The sequence below is a fragment of the Hymenobacter sp. J193 genome (assembly GCF_024700075.1).
Classification (GTDB): Bacteria; Bacteroidota; Bacteroidia; order Cytophagales; family Hymenobacteraceae; genus Hymenobacter.
In genome coordinates this window covers 255457-279632 of the sequence record NZ_JAJONE010000001.1, presented here as the reverse complement: position 1 = coordinate 279632, position 24176 = coordinate 255457, and the positions used below count along the sequence as shown (strand labels likewise).

The 24176-nt window shown below is 62.1% G+C and carries 21 protein-coding genes; 16 read left to right on the top strand and 5 right to left on the bottom strand.

The genetic code is table 11. The features are described 5' to 3' along the window. Positions 1–39 precede the first annotated feature (39 nt). The 9 genes from LRS06_RS01265 to LRS06_RS01225 all read left to right on the top strand — a co-directional run bounded on the left by LRS06_RS01265 (position 40) and on the right by LRS06_RS01225 (position 11417). Entirely contained in the window at positions 40–1590 is a 1551-nt protein-coding gene (locus tag LRS06_RS01265; protein ID WP_257869804.1) for a RagB/SusD family nutrient uptake outer membrane protein, read from the top strand. A gap of 132 nt (positions 1591–1722) precedes the next feature. After that, positions 1723–2775 carry a glycoside hydrolase family 43 protein gene (locus LRS06_RS01260; protein WP_257869803.1) on the top strand — a complete coding sequence of 351 codons (1053 nt, stop codon included), beginning with the start codon at positions 1723–1725 and terminating at the stop codon, positions 2773–2775. 31 nt (positions 2776–2806) lie between these two features. Next, positions 2807–3301, top strand: a complete 495-nt coding sequence (locus LRS06_RS01255; RefSeq protein ID WP_257869802.1) for a glycoside hydrolase family 43 protein — start codon at positions 2807–2809, stop codon at positions 3299–3301. Beyond that, positions 3247–4425, top strand: coding sequence for a family 43 glycosylhydrolase (locus LRS06_RS01250; protein ID WP_257869801.1), 1179 nt, complete (start codon positions 3247–3249; stop codon positions 4423–4425). The genes LRS06_RS01255 and LRS06_RS01250 overlap by 55 nt, the downstream gene beginning before the upstream one ends. Before the next feature lie 110 nt (positions 4426–4535). Beyond that, positions 4536–5753, top strand: a complete 1218-nt coding sequence (locus LRS06_RS01245; RefSeq protein WP_257869800.1) for an aldose epimerase family protein — start codon at positions 4536–4538, stop codon at positions 5751–5753. A gap of 45 nt (positions 5754–5798) precedes the next feature. Continuing rightward, complete coding sequence (locus LRS06_RS01240; RefSeq protein ID WP_257869799.1) at positions 5799–7499, top strand: sodium/solute symporter; 1701 nt, start codon at positions 5799–5801, stop codon at positions 7497–7499. A gap of 146 nt (positions 7500–7645) precedes the next feature. Next, positions 7646–8368 carry an RICIN domain-containing protein gene (locus LRS06_RS01235; RefSeq protein WP_257869798.1) on the top strand — a complete coding sequence of 241 codons (723 nt, stop codon included), beginning with the start codon at positions 7646–7648 and terminating at the stop codon, positions 8366–8368. A gap of 321 nt (positions 8369–8689) precedes the next feature. After that, entirely contained in the window at positions 8690–10726 is a 2037-nt protein-coding gene (locus tag LRS06_RS01230; RefSeq protein ID WP_257869797.1) for a hypothetical protein, read from the top strand. Further along, complete coding sequence (locus LRS06_RS01225) at positions 10632–11417, top strand: hypothetical protein (RefSeq protein ID WP_257869796.1); 786 nt, start codon at positions 10632–10634, stop codon at positions 11415–11417. Before LRS06_RS01230 ends, LRS06_RS01225 begins: the two co-directional genes overlap by 95 nt. Before the next feature lie 236 nt (positions 11418–11653). Here LRS06_RS01225 and corA read toward each other — a convergent pair whose 3' ends face one another. Continuing rightward, complete coding sequence (corA, locus tag LRS06_RS01220) at positions 11654–12562, bottom strand: magnesium/cobalt transporter CorA (protein WP_257869795.1); 909 nt, start codon at positions 12560–12562, stop codon at positions 11654–11656. Continuing rightward, positions 12523–12840 (bottom strand): hypothetical protein, encoded by a 318-nt coding sequence (locus tag LRS06_RS01215; RefSeq protein WP_257869794.1) that lies wholly within the window; start codon positions 12838–12840, stop codon positions 12523–12525. Before LRS06_RS01215 ends, corA begins: the two co-directional genes overlap by 40 nt. A gap of 131 nt (positions 12841–12971) precedes the next feature. On the opposite strand from LRS06_RS01215, the gene LRS06_RS01210 reads away from it, so the two are divergent. The 5 genes from LRS06_RS01210 (at position 12972) to LRS06_RS01190 (ending at position 19067) form a co-directional block, all read left to right on the top strand. Beyond that, positions 12972–13970, top strand: a complete 999-nt coding sequence (locus LRS06_RS01210; RefSeq protein WP_257869793.1) for a GNAT family N-acetyltransferase — start codon at positions 12972–12974, stop codon at positions 13968–13970. 70 nt (positions 13971–14040) lie between these two features. Next, positions 14041–15348 (top strand): hypothetical protein, encoded by a 1308-nt coding sequence (locus LRS06_RS01205; protein WP_257869792.1) that lies wholly within the window; start codon positions 14041–14043, stop codon positions 15346–15348. Continuing rightward, the gene (locus tag LRS06_RS01200) at positions 15341–16300 is read left to right on the top strand and encodes a glycosyltransferase family A protein (protein WP_257869791.1); all 960 of its coding nucleotides are present in this window, start codon (positions 15341–15343) and stop codon (positions 16298–16300) included. The genes LRS06_RS01205 and LRS06_RS01200 overlap by 8 nt, the downstream gene beginning before the upstream one ends. 30 nt (positions 16301–16330) lie before the next feature. Beyond that, a complete protein-coding gene (locus LRS06_RS01195) occupies positions 16331–17977 on the top strand; it encodes a hypothetical protein (RefSeq protein WP_257869790.1) in 1647 nt (548 codons plus the stop codon). 112 nt (positions 17978–18089) lie between these two features. Beyond that, positions 18090–19067 (top strand): acyl-ACP desaturase, encoded by a 978-nt coding sequence (locus tag LRS06_RS01190; protein ID WP_257869789.1) that lies wholly within the window; start codon positions 18090–18092, stop codon positions 19065–19067. Between the two features lie 84 nt (positions 19068–19151). Here LRS06_RS01190 and LRS06_RS01185 read toward each other — a convergent pair whose 3' ends face one another. The 3 genes from LRS06_RS01185 to LRS06_RS01175 all read right to left on the bottom strand — a co-directional run bounded on the left by LRS06_RS01185 (position 19152) and on the right by LRS06_RS01175 (position 20964). After that, positions 19152–19790, bottom strand: a complete 639-nt coding sequence (locus LRS06_RS01185; protein WP_257869788.1) for a hypothetical protein — start codon at positions 19788–19790, stop codon at positions 19152–19154. A 206-nt stretch (positions 19791–19996) separates the two neighbouring features. Continuing rightward, positions 19997–20623, bottom strand: a complete 627-nt coding sequence (locus LRS06_RS01180; protein WP_257869787.1) for a hypothetical protein — start codon at positions 20621–20623, stop codon at positions 19997–19999. A gap of 59 nt (positions 20624–20682) precedes the next feature. After that, complete coding sequence (locus tag LRS06_RS01175) at positions 20683–20964, bottom strand: DUF427 domain-containing protein (RefSeq protein ID WP_257869786.1); 282 nt, start codon at positions 20962–20964, stop codon at positions 20683–20685. Between the two features lie 125 nt (positions 20965–21089). Here LRS06_RS01175 and LRS06_RS01170 point away from each other — a divergent pair, with 125 nt between their 5' ends. Both LRS06_RS01170 and LRS06_RS01165 read left to right on the top strand, forming a co-directional pair. After that, a complete protein-coding gene (locus LRS06_RS01170) occupies positions 21090–22196 on the top strand; it encodes a VWA domain-containing protein (RefSeq protein ID WP_257869785.1) in 1107 nt (368 codons plus the stop codon). A 208-nt stretch (positions 22197–22404) separates the two neighbouring features. Then, a complete protein-coding gene (locus LRS06_RS01165) occupies positions 22405–23877 on the top strand; it encodes a TlpA disulfide reductase family protein (RefSeq protein WP_257869784.1) in 1473 nt (490 codons plus the stop codon). The last annotated feature ends 299 nt before the right edge of the window (positions 23878–24176 follow it).

The window sequence follows — 24176 nt, the reverse complement described above, 5'->3', positions numbered from 1 at the left end:
TTCTATCTCACCTGCTCACCTTTCCCATCCGACATTCCGATGAAATACCATACTCTTCGCCTGGCCGCGCTGGCCGGCAGCCTGCTGCTGACGACAGCCTGCGAAAAAGACTTTCTGGATCAGGTTAATCCCAACCAGCCTACGACCGAGTCGTTCTGGGCCACCGAGGCTGATGCCGTAAAAGGCATCAATGCCAGTTACAGCGGCCTGCAGCAGCTGGGCACATACCGGCGCTGGCTGCACTTTGCCTTCGATCTGCGCTCTGATGATAGCTTCAGCCAAAGCCCCTGGGGCGAGCTGGCCGACTTCACGCGCTTTACACAGGCCAACTACGACTTCGAGGTTTCCCAAAACATCTGGCGCGACCATTACCGCGCCATCTGGCGCACCAATCAGGTACTGGCCAATGTGCCTGGTATCCAGATGAACGAAGGGCTGAAAAAGCGGATTCTGGCCGAAGCCCGGTTTCTGCGGGCGCTCTACTACTACAATCTGGTGATCCTGTACGGGCGTGTTCCGCTGGCACTCACCCCATCCGATCCGGCCAATCTGCCGCCTCAGGCTACGGAAGCGCAGGTATGGGAGCAGATTATTGCTGATTTGCAGGCTGCCAAGCCGGACCTGGATGCTTCGTACGGTGGCGGCAACGATACCGGCCGCGCTACGAAGGGAGCAGCCACCACACTACTGGGTAAGGCGTACATGCAAAACAGGCAATGGGCGCTGGCTTCGGCTCAGTTCACGGAAGTCATTGGCTCGGGCCGCTACCAGCTGACGAGCAACTACACTGACAACTTCCGCCACACCACCGAAAATAACGCCGAGTCTATCTTTGAGGTACAGTTTTCTGACGCCAAGCTGGGCGGCAATGACGGAGATGACGCTACCTCCTCGGAAGGTGGTCAACGTTCCCAGTTCTGGGGTGTGCCAGGCGCAGGCTTTGTTGATGGCGAAGTTCGTCCCTGGGTAGTAAACGAGTTTCTGCAGGAAGCCACCACCACGGGCCGCCGCGACCCACGCCTGTCAGCCACCGTATTTTATAACCGGCGCCAGTTTTCTACCGGCCTACCGGTAGATGGTGATACGCTGGTGTACGGCACGGGCTTTCAAAACCGTTTCAAAGGCAATGCCCGTGACCTGAGCCGCGTGTACTGGCGCAAATATCAGACGGACTACTACCGGAACTTTGAGAATTTTGACTCGCCCATCAACCACCGGGTGATGCGTTACGCCGATGTATTGCTGCTACAGGCCGAAGCCCTGAACGAACAAGGCCAGACCAGCGCGGCTATTCCCTTTATTAATCAGGTACGCAGCCGGGCCGGGCTTGCACCACTGCAGGAAGGAAATTTCAACCAAGGCAGCCTGAGCACCCAAATTATGCACGAGCGGGTAACGGAACTGACGGGCGAAGGCCAGCGGTTCTTTGACCTGAAACGCTGGGGCTTGCTGGATGATCAGGCTAACATCGACCAGTTAAAAGCCCGTGATACAGACTTCAACAGCTTTCAGGTGAGCCGTTCCCGACTTTTGCCCATCCCGCAGACCGAAGTTGATTTGGCAGGCTACGAGCAGAATAGTGGCTGGTAAGTCGTAAGCTGGTATCTGAAATAAGAGCCGTTCCGGCCTTTCATCGGAACGGCTCTTATTGTATGTTCTCGTAGGCCAGATGTTTCTGAGCCTGAAGTTGGTCTTCTCTAATTGTTGCTTTTCTAGCTACTCATGTCATTTTTTCGATTTCTGCCTATTGCGCTGCTGAGCCTCACGCTGGCTTGCAAGAAAAATTCCACGCCGCCTGCGCCCCCGCCACCAGCTCCACCTTCTGCTACCACCTTCAAAAACCCCCTGCTGCCGGTTGGCCCCGACCCGTGGGTGTACCGCAAGGACAACACGTACTATTACATGAGTACCACCGGCGGCGACATCACCATTCGCAAAACGGCCAAGATGTCGGAGCTGGCCTCGGGCGTGAGTACCGTGGTGTGGACGCCTCAGCAGGCGGGCATCAACCAGCGCGACTTATGGGCCCCGGAGCTGTACTTCTTTGACGGCAAGTGGTATATCTACTACTCCGCTGACCCCTTCTGCTGCGCGGGCCACCGTGTGCACGTGCTGGAAAATGCCTCCGCCGACCCTACCACGGGCACCTGGGTGTACAAGGGCCGCATTGCCAGCCCCAACCAGGATTTGTGGGCCATCGACGGTACCGTGCTGGAGCAAAACGGCAAGCGCTACCTCATCTGGTCGGGCCACGAGATTGAGGCCACCGGGGAGCAGCGTCTCTACATTTCGGAGATGAGCAACCCCTGGACGCTCGTAGGCCCCCGCGTGCAGCTTTCCAAGCCTGACTACAGCTGGGAAACCAATGGCGACCCGGACGTAAACGAGGGTCCTGAAATTCTGAAGCACGGCGACAAAACCTTCCTGGTGTACTCGGCCAGCCACTGCAGCACCGACGACTACGCGCTGGGAATGCTCACGGCCAGCAGCACCGCCGACCCCATGCTGGCTTCGTCGTGGACGAAGACGCCCACTCCGGTATTCACGAAAAACCCGGAGGGGCAGGCCTACGGGCCGGGCCATAATGGTTTCTTCCAGTCGAAAGACGGCACCGAGGACTGGATAATCTACCACGCCAACCCGAACCCTAATAGGGGATGCGGCAACGAGCGCAGCCCCCGGATTCAGAAGTTCACCTGGAATGCGGATGGCACGCCCAATTTTGGTACGCCCGTAGCCTTGAGCACGGAGCTGAAGAAGCCTTCGGGTGAGTAAGGCCGCGCTGTTTCAACACTACTTCTCTGCCATGGTGCAACCCACCTCTTTCCGTTTTACGCTGCTTCGCTTTGGCGGCCCGGTGCTGCTCGGCCTGGGGTTGCTGGCATCCTGCCAGCGGCCGGCCGCTACCAGCGCTGGCACTGAGAGCAGCAGCGCCAGCCCGGCAGCTACCGCAACTACCGCCGCCCCGCTGCCCAACCCGGTGCTGCCCGGCGACTTTCCCGACCCCTCCGTAACGAAGATAGGCGACACCTACTGGGCTACGGCTACCTCCTCCAACTGGGGCCCCACGTTTCCGCTGCTGAAATCGAAGAACCTGACGGACTGGGAGCTGGTGGGCCATGTCTTTCCCAACCAGCTGCCGGCCTGGGCCGACTACTACTTCTGGGCACCTGAAATCAGCCAGGAAGGAAGCAAAACGTACATCTACTACACTGCCCACCAGCGGGGGGCACCCTGGCCGTGGGCGTGGCCAGCGCCGATAACCCGGCTGGCCCTTACCGCGACCATGGGCCCCTGGTAAGTCAGCCCGCCGGCTCCATCGACGGCTTTCCGATGCGGGACGAAAACAACCAGCTGTACCTGATCTGGAAGGAAGACGGCAACAGCCGCAACGAGCCCACGCCCATCTGGGCCCAGCGCCTGAACGAGGAGCGCACGGCTCTGGTAGGAGAGAAGGTAGAGCTGTTCCGCAACTCAGCACCCTGGGAAGGTAACTTGGTGGAAGGCGTGTCGATGGTGCGGCACGGCGAGTATTACTACGCCTTTTATGCCGCCAACGGCTGCTGCGGCCCCGGCTGTACCTATGCCACCGGCGTGGCCCGCGCCCGCAAGCTCACCGGCCCCTGGGAAAAATACGACCGGAACCCGGTGCTGCTGAACAACAACACCTGGAAGTGCCCCGGCCATGGTACCGTGGTAGAGCGCAACAACCGCTGGTACTTGCTGCACCACGCCTACGACGCCCAAAGCCAACAGTACGTGGGCCGGCAGGGCGTGCTGAGCGAGTTCACTTGGACAGCTGCAGGCTGGCCGGAGTTCCAAGGCGGCAGCACGCCGGTAGCGGCCACCGCGCCCGCACCGCGCCCCATAAACGAGGAATTTCAGGGCAGCACGCTGGCACCCGACTGGCAGTGGCCAGTGGAGCAGAAGCCTACCTTCAGCCTGCGCAGCGGCCAGTTGCAGCTCACCGGCCGCCCCGAGCCCGGTGGGGCGGTGCTGGGCCACCATACCTACGCTGCCTCTTATACGGCCACCACCACGTTGCTGCAGCCCGGCCAAATACCAGCCGGATCGGTGGCGGGCATAGCGGCCCTGGGCGACCCGGAAAATGAAATTGCCCTCACGGCCGGGGGCGGGCAGCTGCAGCTGTGGCAGCTGGAAAAAGGCCAGGCCAAAGTATTGAGCGCCGCCCCGCTGCCCGCTGCCACCAAGCTCACGCTCCGGCTGCGGGCACAGGCCGGTACCGCTTATCAGTTCGACTGGAGTTCTGACGGGGGCAAAACCTGGCAACTTCTACCCAACTACGCCGCTGTAAACGGCGCTTATCTGCCACCCTGGGACCGTGGCGTAAGAGCCGGAGTTGTGGTGCGCGGGCCGGCAACGGCCGCGTTCGAAGATTTCAGACTGGTGGTAGGGGAAAAATAACCCAGTCTGAAGCCAGGCGGGAGGCCCGGCGTTTCGGCGCGGGGCCTCCATTTTCCGGCGGGCCATTGGTTTAATGGGCGCCTTCACGTGTACAACCTTTTCTACTGCTTATGCTGCCTTCTTTTTCCCGGCTCACTGCTGGCTTGCTGACGGGCGGAGTGCTGCTGACGGGCGCCGTTGGTTGCAACCGCTCTACCGACGATACCACGGCAGCCACTGCCACCGGCGCGGCCGCGGCCGATTCCACTGCTCGTATGACTCCAACTGCTACTTCTTTCGGCCAGCTGCCCGATGGCACCGAGGCCAAGCTCTACACGCTCACCAACGCCCACGGCCTGAAAGCCACCATCACCAACTACGGCGGCACGCTCACCAGCCTGCTGGTGCCCGACAAGGACGGCAAGCTCGGCGACGTGGTGCTGGGCTTCGACAACGTGGGCGGCTACACCAGCGCCCAGTATCTGCAGGAGGGCCCGTACTTCGGGGCGCTGATCGGGCGCTACGGCAACCGCATCAAAGCCGGCAAGTTCACCCTCGATGGCAAGCAGTACACGCTGGCCCTGAACAACGCGCCCAATACCCTGCACGGCGGTAAGCGCGGGTTTGATAAGGTCGTTTGGGAAGCCGAGCCCGGTTCTTCGGCCGAGGGGCAGACGCTCAAGCTCACCTACCTGAGCAAGGACGGCGAGGAAGGCTACCCCGGCAACCTGAACGTGACGGTCGTTTACACGCTCACGAACGATGACGCGCTGAAAATCGACTACTCGGCTACTACCGACAAGGCCACGCCCGTCAACCTCACCAACCACGCCTACTTCAACCTCAACCACGGTCAGGCAAAAAATGCCCTGGACCACGAGCTGACGCTGAACGCGGACCGCTACACCGTGGTAGATGGCACCCTGATTCCGACCGGGGAGCTGCGGCAGGTGCAGGGCACACCCATGGACTTCCGCCAGGCGCACACCATCGGGGAGCGAATCAAGCAGGTGACCGGCCCCGGGCCCGGCGGCTACGACCACAACTGGGTGCTGGCCGACGCGCCCCGGGCTACGCCCCAGCCGGCCGCTACGGTCTATGAGCCTGCCACGGGCCGCACCATGACGGTGACCACCACCGAGCCCGGCATCCAGTTCTACTCCGGCAACTTCCTGAAGGGCAACCTCACGGGCAAAGGCAACACGGCCTACGTGCAGAACTACGGCTTCTGCCTGGAAACCCAGCACTTCCCCGACTCGCCCAACCAGCCCAAATTCCCGAGCACCATTCTGAAGCCCGGCCAGACGCTGAAATCTTCCACCAGCTACCAGTTTGGCGTGCGCAAGTAGCACCGCTTTTTCCCGCTTCCCCTTACCTGATTTCCTTCCCGTTTCATGGGCAAAAGTTTCAATATTCTGGATCTGAGCGTGTTTCTGCTGTATATCGTGGGCGTCTCGGCCTACGGGTACTACGTGTACCGCAGCAAGCAGAAAGCCCAGATGGATACCAAGGACTACTTCCTGGCCGAAGGCTCCCTGACGTGGTGGGCCATTGGCGCCTCCATGATTGCCTCCAATATTTCGGCCGAGCAGTTTATCGGCATGTCGGGCTCGGGGTTTTCCCTGGGTGTGGCCATTGCTGCCTACGAGTGGGTAGCTGCCATTGTACTCATTCTGGTGGCCGTGTTCTTCATGCCGATTTACCTGAAGCAGAAGATTTACACGATGCCCCAGTTTCTGGAGCAGCGCTACAACTCCACGCTCAGTTTGATCATGAGCATTTTCTGGTTGTTTCTGTATGTGCTGGTGAACCTCACGGCCATTCTGTACCTGGGCGCGCTGGCCATCAACAACCTCACCGGCGGGGAGCATTTTCACCTGATTCTGGTGGGGCTGGCGGCCTTCGCGCTGATTCTCACGCTGGGCGGCATGAAGGTGGTAGGCTACACCGACGTGGTGCAGGTGCTGGTTCTGGTGATTGGCGGCCTCGCCACGTCTTACATTGCCCTGAGTCTGGTAAGTGAGCGGTTCGGGCTGGGTAACAACATTGTAGCCGGCTTTCAGGCCATGATGCACGATGCCGACGACCACTTCCACATGATCTTCCCCAAACCCGGGCCCGATTCCTCGCAGGCTTACATCAGCAAGTACCTGGCTTTGCCCGGCCTTGCTATGTATGCCGCCGGCCAGTGGGTGGCCAACCTCAACTACTGGGGCTGCAACCAGTACATTACCCAGCGTGCCCTGGGCGCCGACCTGCACACGGCCCGTACCGGCATCCTGTTTGCCGGCCTCATCAAAATCATCATGCCGGTGATTGTGATGCTGCCCGGCATTGCCGCCTACGTGCTCTACAAGAACGGCGGGCTGCAAGCTGAAATGAGCTCCGGCGGGCACTTCAACCCCGATAATGCCTATTCCGCCATTCTCACCTTTCTGCCCAACGGCCTGAAAGGCTTGTCGATGGCGGCGCTGACCGCCGCTATTGTGGCCTCCCTGGCGGGTAAAGCCAACTCCATTTCCACCATCTTCACCCTCGACATCTACAAGCGCTACCTCAACAAGGAAGCCACCGAGCAGAAACAGGTGTGGATAGGCCGCGTGACGGTGCTGGCGGCTATGGTGCTGGCCGTGCTGTTGACCTGGGAAGATCTGCTGGGTATTGGGGGCGAAGGTGGGTTCATCTTTATCCAGAAGTACACGGGCTTTATCTCGCCCGGTATTGTGGCGGTGTTCCTGCTGGGTATGTTCTGGAAGCGCACCACCGGCACGGCCGCTGTGGCCGGTATGCTGGCCGGCTTCCTGCTGTCGGTGTTCTTCAACAACTTCGCGCCCTCGGTGCTCGGGCCCGAAACCCTGCTGTACACGGCTTTTCCCAACGGCCAGGGCGGCTACGAAATTCCGTTCCTGATTGGTATGGGCTGGTCGTTCTTTTTCACCGTGGTACTGATGGTGGGCCTGAGCCTGGCTGGCCCGGTGGTGAACCCCAAGGCGCTGCACCTGGAGCCCGGCCTGTTCCGCGTCAGCAACCAGACGCTCACGCTCATCATCATCACCCTGCTGCTTATCACGGCGCTGTACGTGAAGTTCTGGTAAGCCAGCCGCTTCTACGCCAACCGATAAACCACCCTTCTGCGCTGCTGACAGGCGGGGCGGAAGCGGCGGGTTTTGGGACAGTTTCCTGGTAGGGCGCCTACCGCTTTTCGTTTTTATTTCCCCTTTTCACTTAACCTTCAATTTCCATGAAAAACTCTTTACGCATCTCGCAGGTAGCGGCCTTGTTGCTCCTGCTTCTGCTGGCTCCGGCTGCCTGGGCCCAGACGGCCACCGGAATTGTCTCTGGCGGCGTGTACAAGTTCATCCACAAAGGCGTAGAACCCGCCGTCTGCCTCGACGTGGACAACAACCTGGCTACGCCCGGCACCCGCATTCACCAGTGGCTCGATAACGGTAATGATGCTCAGCGCTTTGTGGTGACGATGCAAACGGATGGCTCTTACAAGCTGATGCACCTGAATACTGACCAGTACGTGCAGCCCGTAGGCGGCGCTATAGAACACGGCACCCGCATCGAGCAAAACAACAGCACCGACGCCGATTACCAGCGCTGGATGCTACAGGACATGGGCGAAGGTTACTACAAAGTAACCCTGAAAGGTACCAACCAGTGCCTGGAAGTAGCCGGCAACAGCCCTACGCCCGGTGCCGATATCCAGCTGTGGGATGACAACGGCAACGACGCCCAGCGCTGGCTGCTGGTACGCACTGACGTATCGACCGGCAACAAGCGTGCGGCCGGTGCGACCTTTAGCCTTTCGGCTTATCCCAACCCTTTCGCTCAGAGCCTGCGGGTTGAATTGCAGGGCCTCAGCAACGGCCCGGGCCGGGTTGCTTTGTGCGACTTGCTGGGCCGCACCGTATACAGCCAGCAGGTAGACCTGAAGCGCGGTATGAACACGGTGTAGATAAACACCCGCACCTCGTTACGCTCCGGCCTGTATGTGCTGCGCGTGCAGCAGGGCAATTCCGTACAGCAGTTGCAGGTAGTTCAGCGCTAACAATCCATTGTTTATCAAAAAAAGGCCGTTGCTATCAAGCAACGGCCTTTTCCGTTTTGCGGCGGGTAGTTTTGGGGCTTATCTGCAAGCTTTCGGCCTGTGGCTTTTACCTCCTTGCGTTTTACCAAATGGGGTGGCTTGACGTCCTATGGCCGCAACCCGGCGGTGGGAGGCTGCGAATAGGGTGCTACCTTTGCCGCTTTCCGAATTCCTCCCGGGCCGTGCTGCATGTCCAATAAGCTACTGGTGTTTCTGGCGGGGCTGCTGCTGCTTTCCGCGCTCGGCTCCTACGTGTACTACCGCCGCGCCGTGGCAAGCGTGCCCGTGGATGCCTGGGCGCTGGTGCCCGACGATGCCGTGCTGGTGCTGGCCTCGCGCGACCATCCTACGCTGGTGCGCCACCTCCGCGAAACCCAGCTCTGGGACAACCTGGCGGCGTTGCCGTACTTTCAGCAGGTGCAGGAAAACGGCCGCCTGCTCGATTCGCTGACCAACAGCCGCAACAACCTGCTGCGCTTTCTGGGCCGCAAAACGGTGCTGGCTTCCGTGCACATCACCGGCCCCGGCTCCTTTGATGTGCTCTACCAGGTGCCGCTGAACACGGTGCGCGAGTTCCGGCAGGTGAGGGCCGCTGCCGAGGCCCTGGGCCGTCATCCGCGCTTTCAGGTAAACTCCCGCACCTACCACGGCCACGTACTCACCGACGTCCGGGAGCGGGGTACGGGCAACGGCGTCACGTACTTCAACTACCGCAACCACCTGATCCTAAGCAGCGGCGCAGGCCTCGTTGAGAAAGTAATTGCCCGCCTGGAACACACCGGCCAGCCCTCCGTGGCTGCCGACTTCCGCAATACCGACTTCCTGCAGCTGCGCGACGTGGACGCCACCCTGCTGATAAACTACCGCCAGCTGCCACCGTTTCTGGACTTGTTTTTCCGGCCCGAGCTGCGCCCCAGTGCCCAGGTGCTCACGGGCCTCGGCCGCAACGGCCTGCTCGAGCTGCAGCTGGCTGGCAACAAGGTGCTACTCAATGGCTTCACCAACCCCGAAACCTCCCGCGACGCCCTGCACCAGCGCCTGCTCCGGGAGCCCGCCCAACGCCTGGGTATGGCCGAGGTGCTGTCCCTGCGCACGGCCATCCTCCTGCACCTGGGTGTGGCCCGGCCCACTGCCCTACACACCACTCGCACGCTGCCTGCCCCCGACTCAGCTACGGCTACTGCCCTGGACAGCATAGCCCGCCAGCTGACAGATGAGGCCGCACTGTGCTACCTGGCGGCGCCTTCGGCCCGGCAGGCCCCGGCCCGGCTGGTGCTGGTGCGGTGCGCCGATCCGGCGCGGGTGGCTTTGGCCCTGGGCCAGCTGCGGCGCGCCCGCGGAGCCAGCCCGGCCTTCGAGCGGGTGGGCAGCTACGAGATTCATAGCCTGGGGCTGCCCGAAGTGCCGGCCCGCCTGCTGGGGCCTCTGTTTGCGGGCTTCACGGGAGCTGGTGCGGTGGCCCAGGCCGGCAACTACGTGGCCTTTGCCGACGATGCATCCGCCCTGCGCGGGTGGTTGCAGGATGTGGCAGCCGGCCACGTCTGGGCCCGCTCGCCCACGCAGGTTGCTTTCCTGGAAGAAACCCAGCCCCTGGCCCGCTTCAGTATTTTCCTCGACACTCAGAACAGCTGGAACGTGCTGCTGCGGAGTTTGCGGGAAGAGCGCCGGGCAGGCCTGCTGCGCAACGAAACGCTGTTTAAGCGCTTTCCGCAGCTGGCGTTTCAGCTGGTGCCCGCTGCCCCGGAAGAAGGCGCCGCCGGGCAATACTTCACCCAGCTGCTGCTGCGCCTGGCCGGCGGCGGCTACCGTCACCCAAACCGGCTCGCTCACCCAGGAGCGCGGCGGCCTGCGCTTTCTGCGCCGCCTGATCAGTCCGCCCACGCTGGTGAGCGTGGCCAACGCCCGTACGCCGGGCGTGCTGGTGCAGGACAGTGCCCGGGTGCTGCACTACCTCACCCCGGAAAGTGCGGTGGCCTGGTCGGATACGCTGAGCGGGCCGCTGGTGGGGCCGATACGCCGGCTGGCTCTGGGCGGCACACCGGGGTTTGTGCTGGCCACCCCCGGCAAGCTCTACTTCTACGATGCCCAAGGCAAGCCGGCCTCGCACTTCCCCCTCAACCTGCCCGATTCGGTGCAGGCCACTTCCCTGGCTGTGGCGCCGGGGGTGGGCACTCAGCCGGCCCGGCTGCTGGTAGGTGGGGGCGGGGGCAACTTCTTTTTGTTTGATACCAACGGCAACGCCCTGCCCGGCTGGCAGCCCAAGCGCCTGGACTTTGCCCCGGCCGCGCCCCCACACTACCTCACGGTGGGCGGCTCCGAGGTGATAGTGGTGCTGCTGGAAAACGGCTACATCTTCGCCTTCGACCGGACTGGGGGCACGTACCCGGGCTTTCCCATCAGCGTGGGTGGGCGCCTGCACACGGCGGCCTTTGTGGAGCCCGGGCCTACGCTGCGGCGCACCCGCCTCACCGTGGTTACGCAGCGCGGCGAGCGGGTGCAGTTCAACCTGAGCGGCAACATCCTCAGCCGGGGCCGCCTGAGTACCTGGAGCCAGGGCGCCACCTTCCGCATCATCCCCGACCAGCTGCAGCGCGGCTGGGTGGTGGCCCGGCAGGAAGCCAACGGCCTGCTCACCGTATTCGACGCGGCCGGCCGCCGCCTGCTGGAGCGCCGCTTCCTGACTTCCGACGAAAAGCCTGTGCAGTTCTTCGACTACGGCCCCGGCCGGCGCATCGTGGCCCTCACCGACCTGGGCCCGCAGCAGGTATACCTCTACGACGCCAAAGGCGAGCTGCTCACCGGGCAGCCTTTCCCGAGCACGGCCGCCACCGTGGAGCTAACCTACGATGTGGCCGCCAGCGTCTGGCAGCTCTACCACGTGCAGGGCCGCCAGCTCCGCCGCACAGCGGTGAAATAGAGTTAGAATGTGCTGATGTGGGTAATGTGCTGAAGTGCTAATGCTTTAGCTGTCATGGCGAGCAGCGCGAAGCCATCCGTCCTGGGCAACGCCGAAAGCCCCAGGACGTGAAAAGCCCCTGACGCCAGCATGGACGTCAGGGGCTTACTGGTAGAAAAAAGGGTCTGGTTTTGTCCAAGACGGATTGCTTCGCACTGCTCGCCATGACAGCTCACATGCATTAGCACATTAGCACATTAACTAAGCCAGCCCTTCCGGTAGAAGTAGATGAGCTGGCCGCAAACGACGAAGAGCAGCACGCCCAGCAGTACGGGGTAGCCCAGGGGGTGATAAAGCTCTGGCATATTGAGGGTATTTATACCGCCATGCGGGTTTTCGCGCTGGAAGTTCATGCCATATAGGCCCACCACAAAGCTCAGCGGGATGAAGATGGAGCTAATGATGGTCAGCACTTTCATCACCTCGTTCATGCGGTTGCTTTGGTCGGAAAGGTAGAGCTCTACCAGGCTGTTGACGGATTCCTTGTAGCTCTCGGCCAGGTCCAGCGTCTGGATGGCGTGGTCGTAGCAGTCCCGGAAGTACGTTTTCATTTCCTCAGACACCACATCCTCGGGCATGCGCAGGATTTCCGTGATTTTGTCGCGCTCCGGATACACCAGCCTACGGAAGCGCACAATGTCTTTCTTGATCTGCAGGATGCGGCCCAGCAGGCGGCGGTCGGCGCGCTTGGAGCGGAAAATCAACTCCTCCAGGTGCTCAATGTAGTCGCCAATGGCGGCCATGGTGGGGAAGTAGTGGTCGAGCACCACGTCGGTGAGGGTGTAGGCCAGGTACAGGGGCGGGCGGCGCATAATCTGGCTGCGCCCCGAGCGGATGCGGTGGCGCACGGCATCCAGGCAGTCGTCGTAATCGTCCTGAAACGACAGCACGTAGTTGGGGCCGGTAAACAAGCTCAGCTGGTCGTCTTCCACTTCCAGCTGGGAAGTGAAGTCCGTCATGCGCGACACCAGGAACAGGCGGCCGTTGTCCAGCTCCTCTACTTTGGCCCGCTGGTAGTCGCCCAGCACGTCCTCCATCTGCAGGGCCGGCAGGTTGAAGTCCCGCATCAGGCGCTCCATGAGGCCCAGGTCGTTGTAGCCGCGCACGTCAATCCAGTGGCGCAGCTGCGGGTTCCGCTGAAAAAAGCCAGCAGCTCGTCGTAGTTGTCGTACTCGCGCTCCACGAACTCGTCGGTATCGTAGGAAATCATGAACAGACGCGGGGCCAGGGCGTCGGGATGAACCACGAGGGTGCCGGGGCGCTGACCCACCACCTGCTCGCGGGCCTGCTGGGTGGCCTGCCGGTCGGAAACATGGCTGTGCGGTGCGGTTTCGGATAAGTCGTCGGGCTCGGCGGCCACGGAAGAGGGCATCTGCGGATCCATGCAGGCGGGCAAAAGAAAAGTAAACTGGGCGTATGCTACGCAAGTACGGCGGAAAAGGCCGGATGCTTTCGGCAATGGTAGCGGGTAGCCGGGGTTTGCCGTACTTTCGCGTGTTCTTGCCCTTGCTGCCCGTGTCCGATTTCGTTTCCCAGGATTTGCTGTTGCCGCTGCCCGGCCTTGCGGGCCGCTACCAGGTGCGGGTGCGGGCCGGCGCGCCCGGCGGACCGGTGCTGCCGCTGGCGTTTGACGTCTACCTGTTCGGCCAGCCCGCGCACCTGGCCTTGCAGCACGGCGTGAAAAGCTGGCAGCTGTTTTACCTCGAAGACCAGCGCCGGCAGCGCACCATAGCGCAGCTGCCCGTGGCAGCGGCCGGAGCGCCGGATCAAGCCTACAGTCCGTACCAGGCGCCTTTCGGGGGCGTGCATATGGCCCCGGACGTGTCGGCCCGCGTGCTGCTGGCGTTCCTGACGGTCGTACACGCCCACCTGGCCACGCTCGGACTCGACAATATCCAGCTCAAATCATTTCCCTTCGCTTACGACCCCGCTGCCAGTGCCCTACAAACCCAGGCGCTGCTGCAGCTGGGCTACCATATTGGGAAATCCGAAGTTAGCAGCCACCTGCCCCTGCACCGCGAGTTTGCGGCGGGCCTTTACCACGCTGAGCTGCTGCGGCTGCGCAAGTGCGAGCGGGCGGGCTTCGTGGTGGAGCAGGAGCCGCCCTGGCTGCTGCCGGCGGCGTACGACTTCTGGGAAAGCTGCCGCCAGGAAAAAGGCCACGCGCCACTGTTACCGCTGGAGCGCTTGCAGGAACTGTTTGCTCACTTCCCGGCGCGCCATTTCCTATTTTCGGTGCGCGACACTGCAGGCCAATGGGCCGCACTTATTCTGGTTATTCAGGTAAGCACCGATATACTCTACACGTTTTATTCCGGCAGCCCCAGAGCCTACGCGGCCTACAGTCCCACGGTGCTGCTGCACCAGGGCCTGCATGAGTTTGGGCGCAACCAAGGCTGCCGTATGCTTGATCTGGGCACCGCGTCGCTGGCCGATGGGCTGAACTTTCCGCTGCTGCAGTTCAAGCAGCACCTGGGCGCCGAGGCCAGTCTGAAACTGACGTTTGCGCGGTGAAGAAGCTACTATTCTGGCAGGTTGCCGGCCGCCCCGCCGTTTCTCTGGCTTCCTGCCGCCTCTGCCTGCCATGACGCGCGCTTCTGCCTTCAGCCCTAAGACGCCAAAAGCCCAGTCTGGTGGGGCCGGCAACTTTCTGCGCGGCTCCCTGGGCGCGGGGTTGGCTATTGGGGCCCGCACGGCGGGGGCGCTGCTGCTGGGCAAGCTGCTGGCCGTGTACGGCGGGCCGGGTGGCCTTACGCTGCTGGCCCACTTCCAGAACCTGATGGCCCTGTTCACTACTCTGCCCAACGACGGGGTGCACGTAGGCTTCACCAAGTACGCCGCTCCGCTGCGGCCGGGCTCGGGGCGGTACCAAAGCTGGCTGGGTGCGGCGGTGGTGCTGAACCTGGCCGCGCTGGTGGCTGGCGCCTTGGTTCTGGCCGTGGGGCAGGCGCCGCTGGTGGGCATGTTCCGGCCGTCGGTGGCGTGGCTGGCGGGGTTTGGGCTGGGGCTGGCCGGTCTGGTGGCCAACACCCTGCTCACGGCGGCACTGCTGGCTGCCGGCCGCCTGCGGGCCTACGTGGGGCTCACGGTGCTGCTGAGCGCCCTGAGCGTGGGCGCCGTGGCCCTGGCCCTCTACGCGCAGTGGCCGGTGGAAAACGTGCTGCTGACTTACCTGCTGGCGCAGGCGCTGGTGGTAGCGCCCACTGCCCTGGCGGCCCGGCGCGTGGGCATCCAGCTGCCGGGGTGGGGGCCGGTCAGCCGGCCGGCGCTGGTGGCTTTAAGCCATTTTCTGCTGATGGCCCTAAGCACGCTGGTGTTTGGTAAGGCGGTGGACTTTGCTCTGCGCGCCGTGCTGGTGCGGGAGTTTGGCCTGGCGCAAACTGACCTGTGGCAGGCCGTAGCCAAGCTCTCCGATAACTATACTATGGTTTTCGCAGCCCTCATGAGCAGTGTGTACTACCCCCGGCTGGCAGCCCTCAGCGCCCAGCCCCAAGCCCAGGGCGCGTACGTGCGCTCTATTCTGCTCTTGCTAATGCCGGTGCTGGCGGCCGGACTGGGGTTGCTGTACCTGGTGCGCAGCTGGCTGCTGCCGCTGCTTTTTGAGGAGCAGTTTGCCGCCGCCGGGTTTCTGCTGCCCCCGCAGCTGCTCGGCGACTGGGCTAGGTTCCTGACCTGGGTGCTGCTGTATCTGCTGGTGGCCCAGGCCCGGGTGGGGCGCTACGTAGCCGTGCAGGCGGGCTCGGCGGTGCTGTACGCCGGGCTGCTGGCGGTGTGTTTGCCGCGCTACGGGCTGCTGGGCGCCCCCATTGCGCAGGCCGTGCGCTACGGCGTGCTGCTCCTGACCTGCGGCCTGTATTTTCGTCGTACGCTTACCGCTTCTGTGCATGACTAACGGCGCACCTTCGGTTCTGTCGGCTGCCCCGGAGCTGCCGCTGGTTACGGTCGTGGCTTTGTGCTACAACCACGCCCGCTTTCTGCGCCCAGCCCTGGATTCCATCCTCGCCCAGACGTATCCGCGCCTGGAGGTTATCTTGGTAGATGACGCCAGCACCGACGACAGCGCCGCCATTCTGCGCGAGTATGCCGCCGCTCACCCCAGCTGGCAGCTGCTACTGCTGCCGCGCAATGAAGGCAACTGCGCCGCTTTCAACCACGCCTTCCGCCGCAGCCAGGGGGAGTTTCTCATCGACTTCGCCACCGACGACGTGCTGCTGCCGGAGCGCATTGCCCGGCAGGTGGCCGTTTTTCAGCAGCTGCCGCCCAGCTACGGCCTCGTGTACTCCGATGCGGAGCACGTCGATGAGCAGGGACACCATGTGGGCTACCATTATAGGCGCCCGCGGCCCGGGGTGCTGCTGCCCCGGCCAGCCGAGGGCTGGGTGTTTGCCGAGGTGCTGCGGCGCTACTTCATCAGCTCGCCCACGGTGCTGGTGCGCCGGGCCGTGCTGACCGAGCTGGGCGGCTACGACGAAACCCTGACCTACGAGGACTTCGATTTCTGGGTGCGGGCGGCCCGCAGCTGGCAGTTTCATTTTCAGGATGAAACGACCACGCAAAAGCGCCTGCACCCCCAGGCTATGTCCCGGCGCGGCTACCAGCCCCACGACCCGTACCTGGCCTCCACTATCCGCATCTGTCGCAAAGCCCAGGCTTTGTGCCGTACCCCCGATGAGCGGGATGCCCTGGCCGTGCGGGTGCGCTGGGAGCTGCGCCAGGCCGTGCGCTGGCGCAACTTTTCGGAGGCGCGCGAGCTATACGGCTTGCTGCGCGAGCTGCAGGCCGTGCGCCCCCTCGACTGGCTGCTAAGCCAGGCCGCCGGCGTTGGCGCTGTGCTTTCTTCCTGATTCCCGATTCTTCGTTTGATCTTCGCCGCCATGTTTGCGCGCTGGCCCCGTTTCGTTCATTGTCTGGTGTTGCCGGCGGGGCTGCTGCTGGCCTCCGGCTGGGGGCTGGGCTCTTACTTTGAAACCAGTGACGACCTGGCCATCATACAGCTGGTGCGGGGCATCACGGCAGTTGCTCCGGTCAGCAACCTGCATTTGTATTTCCACGGTCTGGCAGCGGTGCTGGCTTTGCTTTGCCAGCAGTGGCCAGCCGTGCCCTGGTATGCCACGCTGCTTTTTGGCCTGCTGTACGCGGCCACCGCCCTGGCCTTTTCCGTCATCGATAAGCTGTTGCGTGGGCGCGTACCTACTTGGCAGATTACGCTGCTGCTGGTGCTGATCTACGGCACGCTCTGGCTGGAGCATGCTATGTGGTTTCATTTTGGGCGGGTGGCGGTTTTGCTGGCGGGCAGCGGCCTGCTGTTTGCGGCCCAGCGCCCCATGCAGCGGTGGGCGCAGGGGCTGGGGCTGGCGGCCTTTGGAGTAGCCTGGCTGATCTGGCCCGGCGCGGCCGATGTAGCCTTGCTGGCAGTGCTGCCGGGCCTATGGTGGCTGAGTGGCCGCCGCGCCGCGCCATTGGTAGGGGCTGCCATTGCCTGGGTTGTTGTGGCCGGACTGGCTCTGCACTTGCTGCGCCCCGCCTCCAGCCAAGCTTATAGCCAGCTGCATCAGCAGGCAACGGCCCTCAACGACTACGGGCTCTACCGACTAGCGCCAGCAACCACCACCGATACCCTGGGCCTGCGCCTTGCCGTCAGCGGGATGCTAGGCGACTCTACCCTGGTAAATGAAGCCCTGTTCCGGCGTACAGCCCGGTTCGAGCCTTCTTACTTCCGCCAGCACATTGCGCCAGCCAAGCTGCAGGCTACGGTGTTTGGGCTGATTCGGGAGTATTTTCCGGCGCTGCTGGTGCTGGCTACGCTGGCGGCCTGGGTGCTGGCTCACACCGACATGCGCGGCCGCCCAGGCTTCTGGCTAGCGTTGCTGGCCTGGGCCGGACTGCTGCTGGGCCTGGGCACGCTCCTGAGGCTGCCGCCCCACCTGGCCCTGCCGCTGCTCGACCTTCTCGTGCTCAGCGCGATGGTGTTCGTGCTGCGCGACGAGATGGAGTCGGAGCGGCGGGCGGTGCGGGCGCTGCTGCTGGTGCTGGGCATTGCTGCGCTGCCTTTCACCGTGAAAACCCTGCGCCGCCAGCAGCAGCTGCGCACCGAGCAGCACCGGGGCCTGCAACAGCTTCGCCAGATGCGCCGCCACACTTACCCGGCCGCCGTGGTAGTAACGGACGTGCTGGACGAGGCCTACAAGTCGCAGAGCCCGTGGGGGCGCCCCCGCCTGGGCGCTGGCGTGGGTTTTCTGTCGGTTACGGGGTGGTACACGGCCGATCCTTCGCAGGCGCAGCTGCGTAAGCACCTGACGGGTACCCCGGATATGGCGGCGGCTTTGCGGCAGCTGGCCCGGCGCCGGGCAGCCGTGAAGTGGTACCTGACGCCCGCAACCGCCCGCCTGCTCAATCAGCAGCTGGCGAGAAGTGTTCAGCCAACCCAACAAAACTGGCAATTAACAGCGCGGGAACGTGCGCCGGGCGGAAGCTCGACCGCACCCCGGCTGTATTTTCCGACGGCTCAACCAGTGAAGTAGCGGTAAAAGCCAAAATTATGTAGGCTGAGCAGGGGTGTTTCCCGCGTATGTGCTGAAATTGAATCTATACATTTGGCGTTCAATTGGCGTACGTCCTATTTCCCTCACACCCATGATTGCATCGCTCACTTCCCGTGGAGAGGTGCTGCAGTATCTCGAACCCTTCCTCAGGCAGAACCTCGGTTCTTTTCTGAAGAACGTGGAGGATAGCTGGCAGCCTTCTGATTTCCTGCCTGACTCTCGCTTGGATACCTTTTTTGATGAGGTGAAACAGCTGCGCGAGCGGGCCAAAGACCTGAGCTACGATCTGCTGGCAGTGCTTATCGGCGACACCATCACTGAGGAAGCGCTGCCCAACTACGAAGCCTGGTTTCATCAGCTCGACGACCTGGGGCGCGACCCCAACAACGGCTGGGCCCAGTGGATCCGGGGCTGGACGGCCGAGGAAAACCGCCACGGCGACCTGCTCAACCGCTACCTCTACCTTTCCGGCCGCGTCAACATGCGCGAGTTCGAAATCAGCACGCAGTACCTCATTGCTGACGGCTTTGACCTGGGCACGGCCCACGACCCGTACCGGGCTTTTATATATACCAGCTACCAGGAAACGGCTACCAACCTCTCGCACCGCCGCGTGGGTACGCTGGCTCGTAAAGTGGGCGAAGATCAGCTCAGCAAAATCTGCGGCATGATTGCTGGCGACGAAACCCGCCACGCCCGCGTCTACAAAACCTTTGTGGAGAAAATCTTTGAAGTAGACCCCAGCGAGATGATGCTGGCCTTTGAGGATATGATGCGCAAGAAGATTGTGATGCCGGCCCACTACATGCGCGAGCTTGGTGTGGATATGGGCAAAACCTTCGGCCACTTCACCGATGCTGCCCAGCGCCTGGGCGTGTATACCAGCCAGGACTACACCGACATCCTCGAAACCCTCATCAAGGACTGGAAAATTGACCAGATTTCGAACCTGAACGGCGCGGCCGAAAAAGCCCGCGAGTACATCATGGCCCTGCCCAACCGCCTGCGCCGCGTAGCCGACCGTATGCCGGTGCCCAAGCTGGAGTACAAGTTCAAGTGGATTGAGTAGCTTCCTTCACTCTTATACCAAAAAAGCCCCCGCAACATCGTGTTGCGGGGGCTTTTGCTTTTTGCAGCCGACTGTAGCAGGCTGCTAGGGGTTCATCGTCCATTTGCCGTCGGCACCCAGCTTGTAGGTAACCGTGCGTGTGCTGCCCGCGGCCGACGTGCCGGCTGCGTCGGTGCCCGTGGTAGTGGAGGTAGTAGCAGTGCCTGCGGTGGCGCCCGTTACCGGGAAGGTGCGGGTGAGCGTGCCGTTGCTGAGCGTGTAGGTGTCGCTACCAGCGTAGCCGGTGGCGGCAGCACCGGTAATCTGGCCGGGCGAGCTAATGGGCGTATAGCCCCGGTCGCCAAACTCGTAGCCGTAGAAACCACCGTTGGCGGAAGTGGCATCGGTAAAGATGTAGACTTCCGGCTTGCCGTTTCCGTTCAGGTCGCCCGATACAGCGTCGCGCACGGTGCCTTTAATTGGAACCCGCACGGGGTCGGTAGTGAGGCCGGCGCCGCGGTAGGAGCGGATGGTGACCTGCTGCTGGTCGCCCTCGCCGGTAGCGCGGATATCAAAGCGCGCATCGCCCTGGGTTACCTCGCGGCTGAACCCTACGACATCAGAACCAGTACTTTCGACCGTGGCGGCGGCGGAGTTGTTGCTCTCTCCCACGGTGCGCGACGAGTCGCAGGCCGAGGCGGCCAGCAGCGAAACGCTCAAGAAGGTTAAAACAGGTGTTTTCATGGATTTTAGGGAGAAATGTAATGAAGAAAGCAGGATGAGTTACCAAGATTGAAACCGCAGCTATGGGCGGTTCAGCTGTCGAAAGCGCCCACACTGCGCACAAAAAGCGGGGGCTTCTGGGGTACATACCCTTCGAGGTGGCCCACAAACTGTGCATGCCATACGGGATAGGCAAATAATAGTTTCTATATAGCTTTTTCTGCAGGTTAGCGCGCGGCCGTACTGAAGGCCACTTGGCGGAAGGTGGCAATGCCTTCCAGCAGCTGATAGCGGATAGTGCGCTTGCCGCCGCTCGGGCAGCAATTGGCATCGGCCTCATGGTAAACCGGAAAGGTGCGCAGCAGCTCCTGGCCTTCTACCCGAAACTCGTCGTGGCCCTGGTAGCCGGCAGCGGCGGGCCCGGCCAGTGCCGGCAGCGTAATCGGCCGTCGGCCCTGGTTCATGAACTCGTAGCCCACCAACTGTCCGTAGGAGCCGGTGCCGGCATCACTCACAAACACCAGCAGTTCGGGGTACTTGTCCTCGTTGAGGTTGGTGGCTACGGCGTCAGCCACGGTGCCGTCGAGGGTTTGCGTGGTGATAGTCAGTTCCCGGCCGCCTTTCTCTACCCGCACGCTGAGCTGGCGGCCGGAGCCCTCGCCAGTGGTCTGCACCAGAAAGCGCAGGTCGTCGGCGGCCAGCTCCTTGCGAAAGGAAACGGGCGTGGCGGGTGCGGCGGCCGGACTGCTCTGGCTGATTTCGGGCGTGCTTTCGATGGTGGAGCGCTGCGAGTCGCAGCCAGCCAGCAAGGCCAGCAGCAGGCCGGCCGACGCGAGGCGGAAAGAAAAGGGCATAAGGGCGGAAGTGGAGCGGAACATACTCCGTCTACCGTGCCGCTTGCGCCGGGGTTGCGCTAGGCCACAATCTGCACGCCTTTCCAGAACGCCACCCGCCCTTTTATCTGCTGGGCAGCCTCCTTGGGCTCGGCGTAGAACCAGGCTGCGTCTTTGTTCAGCTCACCATTCACGCGCAGGGAGTAGTAGCTGGCGCGGCCTTTCCAGGGGCAGGTAGTGCCGGCAATGCTGTCCTCGAAATATTCGCGCTTGATAGCCTCAGCCGGGAAATAGTGGTTGTTTTCGACCACTACGGTATCGTCGCTTTCTGCTACTACGGTATTATTCCAGATGGCTTTCATGGGTATTGGGGATGGAGGTAGTGGTGAATGGAGGCGTAGCTAGCCATATGCTCACAATTAAGAGCTTTTACCTCCTCACAACTAAAAGCCGCCCCGGGTTGTTCTAAGGGCTCATTCCCCAGATTATGTCCGTAGGCTTTCGTTTCCGGGATTTCACGCCCGAGGAGTCGCCCGAGAAAGGCTTCGACTCCCTCTTCAAACTATTCATGCAGCTCGTCACCATCACCAGCGGCGACGTGGCCGAGTCCTTGTCGTGGCTGAATGAGCTGGACAAGCAGTACGGCCTCACCGACAACGAGTACGGCATGGGCGACTTCATCGAAGACCTGAAAAAGAAGGGTTACATCGATGAGGACCCGCAGAAGCCGGGGGCGTTCAACATCACGGCCAAGAGCGAGCAGAACATCCGCCGCTCGGCTTTGGAGGAAATCTTTGGCAAGCTCAAGAAATCGGGCACGGGCAACCACCGCACGCCCCACACCGGCCAGGGCGACGAGCAAAGCACCGACATGCGCGAGTTCCGCTTCGGTGACTCGCTCGACCAGATTTCCATGACGGAGAGTATCCGCAACGCCCAGCTCAACCACGGTCTGGGCTCGGGCGAGTTTATGCTCACGGAGGGCGACCTGCAGGTGCGCGAAAACGAGCATAAGTCGCAGACCAGCACGGTGCTGATGATTGATATTTCGCACTCTATGATCTTGTACGGGGAGGACCGCATCACGCCCGCCAAAAAGGTGGCTATGGCCCTGGCCGAGCTGGTAAAGCAGAAGTACCCCAAGGATTTTCTCGACGTTATCGTGTTCGGCAACGACGCCTGGCAGATTGAGGTGAAGGACTTGCCTTACCTGCAGGTAGGTCCGTACCACACCAACACCGTGGCGGGCCTGGAGCTGGCCCTGGATTTGCTGCGCAAGCGCAAAACCGCCAACAAGCAGATTTTTATGATTACCGACGGTAAGCCCACCTGCCTGAAGGAGCCCACCGGTTACTACAAGAACTCATTTGGGCTGGACCGTAAAGTCGTGAACAAGACCCTGAACCTGGCCGCCGCCGCCCGCCGCCTCAAGGTGCCTATCACCACCTTCATGATTGCCGACGACCCGTATCTGCGCCGCTTCGTGGAGGAATTCACGGAGGTAAACCAGGGCAAGGCGTACTATTCCTCCCTGAAGGGGCTGGGCCACATGCTGTTTGAGGACTACAAGCGCAACCGCCGCAAGTCGTTGTAGACGCCGGCAATTTGGGGTAACTACCGCTGTCGGGTGCGGGGCTTGTCCCCGCCCGTCGTTGAACGATGGATGCCGGAGTCGTTCAACGACGGGGGACAAGCCCCGCACCCTACTTTCTGATGTCTCTTATCTGCTTTGCATAGAAAAAATTAGCGGGAAAGCCGCCGGAGGTTCGTTACTTCGGCGGCTTTTTCTGTCTCCTGGGCTTATGAAACGTCTATTCTATCTGAGCTTACTGCTGAGCGGCTGCACAGCAGCGCGTCCCACTGCCGTTACCAAAGCCCCCGCCCCCGCGCCGCCTACTACGGCCGTAGTGCGCGGCACTATCCGCAACGCGACGCCCAATGATACCGTGCGGCTCTGGCGCAAAGTGCCTAATGAATCCCAGCGCACCCAGCTCAAGTTTCCGGTAGCTGCCGACGGCTCGTTCGAAATGCGCCTTACAGGTCTCACCGAGGCGTTAGATGCGCAACTGGGCATCGGCAACGCCCTGACGGTGTTTATCAGCCCCGGCGACTCGCTTACGCTCATCGTTGACCGGAAGGACCTGCTGGAAACCCTGCAATTCAGCGGCCGCGGCGCCCACGTCAACAACTACCTCACCCAGGCCCAGCGCCACTTCGACTACGACTTCGGGAACTTGCCCGAAAGCCAGCACGGTGCGGCGTCGCCCGCGGAGTTTGTGCAGTTTGCCGATGCCTACCGACAGCGCCAGCTTGATACGCTGGCGGCCTGGCAGGCCAAGGCACCACTGCCCGCCGAGTTTGTGGCGTTGCGCCGGCAGCTGCTCGACCTGCAGCGGGGCTTGTCCATTCTGCGCTACGCGGGCAACCAGAAAGGCCAGACGCAGCAGGAACCTACGCTGCCCGTCGGCTACTTCGATTTTCTGAAGAGCATACCGTTGCCAGCAGAGGGTATGTGGGCTGTTCGGTCTACCTTTTCCCAGACGCTGGCGTTTTTCCACGGAGCCTACAGCTATATGTTTTTGCTGCCGCCTTCGGGCCAGCTAATCCCGGCGCCTGGCCTGGCCGAAAAAATCTACGCACAAGCCACGGCTGACTTGGGCGAAACCATCCTGCGCGACCAGGTGATAGGAGAGCTGCTGATGGGCCAGCTCTACGACCACCCCAATACCACTCGCGAGGCTGTGGGCGCCGTGCTGCCCACCTATTTTGCCCGTACCCAGGATTCTATGTACGTGCGGAATGTGCGCCTAGCCTGGCAGACTACGGCGGGCCTGCAAACCGGCCAGCCGGCCCCCGCATTCAGCCTGCGTAGTGCCCAGGGCAAAAGCGTCACGCTGGCCGACTTCAAAGGCAAGGTCGTCTACCTCGATTTCTGGTATAGCAGCTGCCGGCCCTGCCTGGCCGAAGCTCCCGCCGCCGAGAAGCTCAAAAAGCAGTTCCTGGGCCGCGACGTGGTGTTTCTCTACATTTCCGTGGACCGTAAGGCCGAGGAATGGCAGCAAGCCATCCGCAGGTTCACTCTGGCCAGTTCCAACAGCGTGCACCTGCTCGACCCCGGCGCGGCCAAAGCTGCCTCGGCCTACGGCGTAAGCAGCTTCCCCAGCTACTGGGTTATCGGCCGCGACGGCCGCATCTGGCGCGGCGCCGCGCCCAGGCCTTCATCGGGTCCGGAAGTGGTAGCCGTACTGGAAAAGGCCTTGGCTGTTAAAAGGTGACACGTAACAGGTGATAGGTAACAAGTCGTCATTACGAGCATGTGGCGTATCAAGCCAGTGTCGAAGCAATCCGCCCTGTACACGACCAGACCCGTTTTGCACCCAAAAAGCCTTACTCGTTGTGCACGGGTAAGGCTTTTCACTTCTCAGGGCTTTGTGTTTTGTTCAAGACGGATTATTTCGTCGTGCCTCCTCGCAATGACTACGTTCTACCTCTTACGTGTCACCTGTTACCTGTCACGTGTTACGCGTCACCCCAACAGAAAACGGCGGCCCCCTCTTCCACCAGAAGGGCCGCC